Raw genomic sequence first — 6945 nt, 5'->3', positions numbered from 1 at the left:
TTTTTTAATTCAATTGGCTTTTAACCATTTCCTCCAATGCAGCTCCATGAATATTTTTTGCGATTATAATTCCGTTTTTATCTACTAAAAAATTCAAGGGAACAGATTGCAACATATAATCTCCAACAACAGGAGAAGTCCAGTATTTTAAGTCGCTTACATTTGTCCAGGGAAGTTTTCCTTTTGCAATTGCTGCCAGCCAAAGCGGTTTTTTGGTATCCATAGAAACACCATAAATTGATAATTTATCCGGATAAGTAGTGTGCAATTTTAGTAATAAAGGCTGCTCTTTGATACAAGGGCCACACCACGATGCCCAAAAATCAACCAAAACCAAAGAGCCTCTTAAAGAGGATAAGGCAATTTTTTCTCCTTTTGTGTCTGGAAGATCAATTTCGGGAGCAATATCGCCTATATCAGTTCCGACAACCTGAGCGTTGGTTATCAGTAAATTAAAAAATGTAAAGGCTAATGCAAAGTAGATTTTTTTCATAATTAAACTAAGTTTTATTGATTGGGAGGCTTTTTAAGCAAATATAAATTTTCTTCTCAAATGTTCCATCTATTTACCTCTTCCATCATAAAATTATCCTAAATATTTTTTAGTTAATTGGTATATCGGGAAAAGTCGATATATTTGTGCCATGGAAAATATAGAAATTTTTAAAGCATTATCTAATAAATCCAGACTGCAAATGCTGGAATGGCTGAAAGAACCCGAATTAAACTTTCCGGAACAGCTTCAGCATGCAGGATTTGAACACGGAGTTTGTGTGGGTCAGATTCAGGCCAAAGCCGGTCTTACACAATCTACAGTTTCTGAATATTTGTCTATTTTACAACGTGCCGGTTTTATCGAATCTAAACGCGTTGGGCAATGGACTTACTATAAACGCAACGAAGGTGCCTTTGAAGCACTCAGTAAATTAATTCAATCTAATTTGTAAATTACTATGAGTACAAACAACCTGTTTTCGCCATTTAACCTAAAAACGTTAAATCTAAAAAACCGAATCGTAATGGCGCCAATGACGCGCTCTTTTTCTCCAAACGGAATTCCAACTGATGCAGTAGCAGAATACTACCAAAAAAGAGCAGAAGGCGAAGTTGGACTAATATTATCTGAAGGAACTGTAATCAACAGAGCTTCTTCATCAAATGATGCAAATGTTCCGCATTTTTATGGCGATCAGGCCTTGAAAGGATGGGAAAAAGTGATAAAAGAAGTTCATGCTGCAGGAGGAAAAATGGGACCTCAGATCTGGCATATGGGAATTATGGATAATCACCATTCAGGATGGATTCCGCCAGTTCCTTTTGAAGGCCCGTCGGGATTAAACCGTCCTGATTTCAGAAATGGTGTTGCCATGTCTGAAAAAGATATTGAAGATACTATTCTTGCTTTTGGAAAAGCAGCTGCTGATGCTAAAAAATTAGGTTTTGATACTATCGAAATCCACGGTGCTCACGGTTATCTGATTGACCAGTTTTTTAGAGCTGAGACAAATTTACGTGAAGATATTTACGGAGGAAAAACACTTCCTGAGCGTAACCGTTTTGCTATTGAAGTGGTAAAAGAAATCAGAAAACAAGTTGGAAATGATTTTGCTGTTATTATGAGATTTTCTCAGTTTAAACCTTCTGATTATAATTATAAACTGGCTAAAAACCCACAGGAATTAGAAGCCTGGCTTACTCCTCTTGTTGATGCCGGAGTTGATATTTTGCACTGTTCACAACGTCGTTTCTGGGAACCTGAGTTTGAAGATTCTGACCTTAATTTTGCTGGCTGGGCTAAAAAAGTAACCGGAGCAGCAACTATTACAGTAGGTTCTGTCGGGCTTTCGGGAGATTTCTTTGGTGCTTTTGCAGGCGAAAGTTCTCAACCCGCTTCTTTGGATGAATTAACAAGACGCTTTGACAGAGGTGATTTTGATTTGGTTGCTGTAGGAAGACCTCTTTTATCAGATCCAAACTGGACTGCTAAAATTAAAGCAGGAAAAACAGAAGAGTTAAAAGGTTTCAGTAAAGAAGCTTTAGCTGAGTTAATTACAGAATAATTTTTCTTTTAGTTACAAAGGCTCAAAGGTGCAAAGGGACAAAGTTTCTCTTTGCACCTTTCTTTTTTTTAGACTTTGTTCCTTTGTTCCTTTGAACCTTTGTTCCTTTGTTCCTTTGAACCTTTGAACCTTTGAACCTTTAAACCATAAATTCTAAATTTAAAAAGGGATGAAAATTATATTTTCCATCCCTTTTAACATTTTGTAACTAACAAAATTACAAACTCCAAAAACTTATGATGCCGATGATGGCTTTTGTTTCTGGTATTTTTTCTGCAGCCAGTTGCGAACAGGTTCATCGTACAATTTCAGGCATAAATAAGCCAGAACAATACTGGCAATCAAAACTCCAATTCCTTGCAGGTAACCATTTTCCATAGATACTTTTTCATCAACTACCCAGGCGGTAAACCAATATATCAATGGATAATGTGTTATGTAAATTGGGTATGAAATATCACCCAGCAGTTTACAGATTTTTAATGAGAATGGATTTTTTATCTCTCCTCCTGCTCCGATCGAGACAATTAACGGGAATACCAGAATAATACAAACTGATTCATAGATACCATTCATCCATAAACTGTTTTCGTCTCCGATTCTTGGCACGCATAAAACAATAACAATAAGCAGACTGCAAACCCAGAAAGCGCCTTTTATGTGAATAAGTTTTCCTAGGCGCGAAAGTAAAATTCCGGCAAAAAACGGATATAACAATCGGGTAAAACCAACATTAAGCTGTTCCAGATTTAAGGACCAGCCACCGATTACATCTCCTTTTGGTCCAAAAACGGTATAATTAATTAATAGTCCGGCAAATATCAGTACAAAAACTGAAAGCACTTTGTTCGAGAATTTACGGAAAATAAGGGCGTACAGTATATTTGCAATATATTCGAAAAATAGTGACCATGCCGGACCATTTAAAGGATGCATTTCTCCCCAGCCTCTAATTTCTGTTGAAGGTGTCAACGGAATCAGAGTAAAACCAATAAACATTACCAATATCAATTTCCAGACAGGCATAGTTGCAATTTGCGGGAATAAAATATCCGAGGCCTGAAAATAATATAACGCGGCACCGATGATCATTCCCATGATTACCATAGGCTGTAAACGGATCAGGCGTCGTTTGTAAAATTCCCATTGGGACATTTTGACCCAGCGGTCATCATAGGCATAAGCAACTACAAATCCGGATAAAAGGAAAAAGAAATCAACGGCCAGATAACCGTGATTGATAATTTGTACAAAACGGTTTCCGCCGGCAAAGGCTTCAAAAATGTGAAAAGCAACGACTAAAATTGCCGCTACTCCACGTAAACCGTCAAGAATTTCATAATGTTTTTTCATTGGTAAAAAATGGGTATTTGGTTAGAGGTTAGGAAAGTTAGGGGTTAGGAAAGTTATGGGTTATGGAGGTTATGGGTTAAGAGTTAAACGTTATGGGTTATGGGTTAAAGGTTATGGGTATGAGATATAATCATTAATACTAAATTCATTGATATAAAATAATTTATACTTAACATATCTTTTACTTCGTAAAACTTATAACACTTAATATTTATGTATAACGTTTAATGTCTAACTTCTAACACCTAACACCAAAAATACAACTTCTACTGATGATTTTTAAGCCATTCTAATCTTCTTTGATCCGGTAAATGTTTTACTGAAAAGTTTTCGAATTTGGCTTCAAAACCTTTTCCGTCCGGTGATGCGGCCATTAAACCAACCATCACCGGAGTGTTGTCCTGCAATGGTGCATTTCTTGCCAGGATATAATTTTTATCGTCAAGAGAAAAGAAAATTTCAATCGCATCTAATCTTCTCACGGCTTTTATCCAGACAAAAGGCGGCACTTTTTCAAGAGTTGTTACGCTCCAATCACTTTTATCATGTGTTACAACAGTACTGATATTAAATTTTCCGTCTACAAATTCAACTCCGGTTTTGATGTAGTTTTTTTCATCAACTCTGATCATTAATCCCATTTGGTCAAAACGGGCAATATAATTACCGGTTAGTTTCACTTTTGCTTCAAATTCGCCGCCATAATTAGCATAATAAAACGGCGCGTCATCAACGGTAAATCCGTAATGCGAAATACGCCAGTAATCGCTGTTCGCAGTAACATTCATAATCAGTGCATTGTTTTTAATTTCCCATTTTTCAGGTTCATTAAACCATTGCATTTTGTTCAGGCTTTGCGCCGAAAGGTTTTGCACTAAAAATAAAATTAAAGCGCTAAATATAATTTTCTTCATGTTATTCAGTTTTTTTGAACCATTAAGATATTAAGTTAATTAAGTATTGAACTATTTTGGTTGTAAATAATCAGTTTTCACATAAGGCTTAATACTCTTAATGCCTTAATCGTAAAAACATTACTAAAAATAAAGCTGCAAGTTTTACCATTGCAGCTTTACAAACCAACCAAGTTTAGAAATTAATGAAACTTATTGAAGTGAGAAACCCACTTTAGATTTTATGTCCACTGCAGAAGCACCAATTAAAGCTTCAAAAGCTCCCGGTTCTGCTACCCAGTCGTGTTTTTTGTCATCAAAAAAGCTCAAAGCTGTTTTGTCAATTGTAAAGGTTACTGTTTTTTCTTCTCCCGCTTTAAGCGAAACTTTATCAAAACCTTTTAATTCTTTTATCGGGCGTGGCAATGAAGATTTTAAATCACTGATATAAAGCTGAACGATCTCAGCCCCTTCTCTGCTTCCTGTATTTTTTACATTTACAGAAAATGTAATTTGATCTCCTGCAGCCATTTGTTTTTTATCGGCAGTTACTTTTCCGTATTCAAAAGTAGTATAGCTTAAACCGTGTCCAAACGCGAATAACGGTTTTGCTTTTTGTTTGTCTGCATAACGATACCCTACAAAAATGCTTTCTTTATAAGTAACTTCATCTCCGCCCGGGAATTCTCCTAAAGCGTGAGCTCCGTTATCAGATAATTTTACAGGAAAAGTAAACGTCAGTTTTCCGGACGGATTCACATCTCCAACTAAAACGGCAGCCAAAGCATTTCCGGCTTCAGTACCTAAAAACCATCCTTGTACAACTCCCGGAACTTCTTTAATCCACGGCATTGCTACGGCGTTTCCTGAAATATTTACGAAAACAATATTTTTATTCACTTTCGCTAAATCACTAATTAATTTGTCCTGACCGTATGGCAATCCCAATTCGGTACGGTCGTGTCCTTCATCATCCTGATTTGGGCTTTTGTTCAAACCTCCAATAAAGAGTACAATATCCGCGTCTTTAGCTACTTTTAAAGCTTCAGCAGTTAATTCTGCCTGAGGACGTTTTTCTTCTAAACTAACTTTAGCTACAACACCGTTATAGTTACTTGTCGGATCTCCGACATAACCACGTGCGTATACTATTTCGGCCTTATTGCCAATTCTTTTCTTTAATCCTTCAAGAGGTGTAATTTCGTATCTTGCTTTTAGAGAAGAACTTCCTCCTCCAACAGTCATCATCTTGATGGCATTTTCACCAATTACAGCAATTTTCTTTGTTTTAGAAAGATTGATTGGCAGAATATTGTTGTTGTTTTGTAATAATACAATTCCTTCTTCGGCAATTTTACGGCCTGCTTCAGCATGTTCAGGTGTTCCGAAAGATCCGAAAGGACGATTTTTATCCATAGTGGTCAGGAAAGACAAACGTAAGATTCGACGAACTTTATCATCTAATTCTTTGGTTCCTACTTCTCCTTTTTTAATCATTTCAGAATAAGGTTTTGCCAGGTAATAATTGTCATAAGCATTACTTGTTCCCCATGTAAGACCGTTTGTCCAGGAACCAAATTCCATATCCAAACCGTTATGGATTGCCTGTTTTGTATCATGAACTCCGCCCCAGTCTGAAACTACAACTCCTTTGAAACCCCATTCTCCACGAAGAATGTCATTCAGTAAAAATTCGTTATGACAACAATGCTGTCCTTTATATTTATTATAAGATCCCATAATAGCCCATGCATCTCCATCTTGTACAGCAGCTTTAAAAGCCGGTAAATAGATTTCGTACAAGGCACGATCATCAACAATTACGTTTACAGCATTACGATTGGTTTCCTGATTGTTTAAAGCGAAATGTTTTACACAGGCAGCAACTCCGTTTGATTGTACTCCTTTAATATAAGGAACTACCATTTTTGAAGTTAAGAAAGGGTCTTCTCCCATATATTCGAAGTTACGGCCATTCAATGGAGTTCTGTAGATATTTACTCCTGGTCCTAACAATACATTTTTATTACGGTAACGCGCTTCTTCTCCAATAGATTTACCATATAAAGAAGACAATTCTTTGTTCCAGGTGGCAGAAAGTGCCGTAAGCGCCGGGAAAGCAATACAAGAATCATTTGTCCAGCCCGCCTGCTCCCATTCGTCCCATTTTACTTCGGTACGAATTCCGTGAGGTCCGTCGGTCATCCAGTTTTCCGGAATTCCAAGACGCTGTACACCCGGGGAACTAAATTTTGACTGCGCATGAATCATGGCAATTTTTTCGTCGGTAGTCATTCTCTTAAGCGCATCTTCTACACGCTCATCTATTGGCTTTTTATCATCAAGATAAACCGGAACTTTATTTTGTGCATTCAATCCGAATGAACTCAATAAAACTAAAACAACAATTGTTTTAACGTTTTTAAACATAATTAGATTTTTATTAAAGCATTTATTTTTGGCAGATACTCTTTAGGTCAAAAGTACCTTATAATAATATTTGTAAAGCTAAAACGTTATCGTACATGTTGGATTTTTGAACGAAAAAAAGTAGTAATTTAAAAAATTAAATAATTGACAATCAGTTATTTAATAAAAATAAAAACCAAAAAAAAGTAGTGATTTTAAAATAAATCGTT

General features: G+C 36.3%; 6 protein-coding genes. 2 read left to right on the top strand and 4 right to left on the bottom strand.

The genetic code is table 11. The features are described 5' to 3' along the window. Window positions 1-4: 4 nt before the first annotated feature. Window positions 5-493: a TlpA family protein disulfide reductase gene (locus DCO46_RS21920; RefSeq protein WP_116754601.1), complete on the bottom strand. Its 489-nt coding sequence runs from the start codon at window positions 491-493 to the stop codon at window positions 5-7. 151 nt (window positions 494-644) lie between these two features. Here DCO46_RS21920 and DCO46_RS21915 point away from each other — a divergent pair, with 151 nt between their 5' ends. Further along, window positions 645-947 carry an ArsR/SmtB family transcription factor gene (locus DCO46_RS21915; protein WP_116754600.1) on the top strand — a complete coding sequence of 101 codons (303 nt, stop codon included), beginning with the start codon at window positions 645-647 and terminating at the stop codon, window positions 945-947. A 6-nt stretch (window positions 948-953) separates the two neighbouring features. Then, complete coding sequence (locus tag DCO46_RS21910) at window positions 954-2060, top strand: NADH:flavin oxidoreductase (protein ID WP_116754599.1); 1107 nt, start codon at window positions 954-956, stop codon at window positions 2058-2060. 234 nt (window positions 2061-2294) lie between these two features. On the opposite strand, the gene DCO46_RS21905 is transcribed toward DCO46_RS21910, so the two are convergent. The 3 genes from DCO46_RS21905 to DCO46_RS21895 form a co-directional block, all read right to left on the bottom strand. Then, a complete protein-coding gene (locus DCO46_RS21905) occupies window positions 2295-3413 on the bottom strand; it encodes an acyltransferase family protein (RefSeq protein ID WP_116754598.1) in 1119 nt (372 codons plus the stop codon). A gap of 266 nt (window positions 3414-3679) precedes the next feature. Next, entirely contained in the window at window positions 3680-4327 is a 648-nt protein-coding gene (locus DCO46_RS21900) for a DUF1349 domain-containing protein (protein WP_116754597.1), read from the bottom strand. Window positions 4328-4519: 192 nt separating this feature from the next. Beyond that, on the bottom strand, window positions 4520-6736 hold the full coding sequence (locus tag DCO46_RS21895; protein ID WP_116754596.1) for a glycoside hydrolase family 3 C-terminal domain-containing protein: 2217 nt from the start codon (window positions 6734-6736) through the stop codon (window positions 4520-4522). Window positions 6737-6945: the final 209 nt, after the last annotated feature.

The organism is Flavobacterium sp. HTF, assembly GCF_003105115.1.
Lineage (GTDB): Bacteria > Bacteroidota > Bacteroidia > Flavobacteriales > Flavobacteriaceae > Flavobacterium.
Note: the sequence above shows the minus strand (reverse complement) of the source record. Positions and strands in the feature narration are given on the sequence as shown.

What these genes read in the sequence shown, in the direction of transcription:
- DCO46_RS21910 (WP_116754599.1), top strand. Translation starts at nt 954, where the DNA reads ATGAGTACAAACAACCTGTTTTCGCCATTTAACCTAAAAACGTTAAAT.
- DCO46_RS21895 (WP_116754596.1), bottom strand. Translation starts at nt 6,736, where the DNA reads ATGTTTAAAAACGTTAAAACAATTGTTGTTTTAGTTTTATTGAGTTCA.
- DCO46_RS21915 (WP_116754600.1), top strand. Translation starts at nt 645, where the DNA reads ATGGAAAATATAGAAATTTTTAAAGCATTATCTAATAAATCCAGACTG.
- DCO46_RS21900 (WP_116754597.1), bottom strand. Translation starts at nt 4,327, where the DNA reads ATGAAGAAAATTATATTTAGCGCTTTAATTTTATTTTTAGTGCAAAAC.
- DCO46_RS21905 (WP_116754598.1), bottom strand. Translation starts at nt 3,413, where the DNA reads ATGAAAAAACATTATGAAATTCTTGACGGTTTACGTGGAGTAGCGGCA.
- DCO46_RS21920 (WP_116754601.1), bottom strand. Translation starts at nt 493, where the DNA reads ATGAAAAAAATCTACTTTGCATTAGCCTTTACATTTTTTAATTTACTG.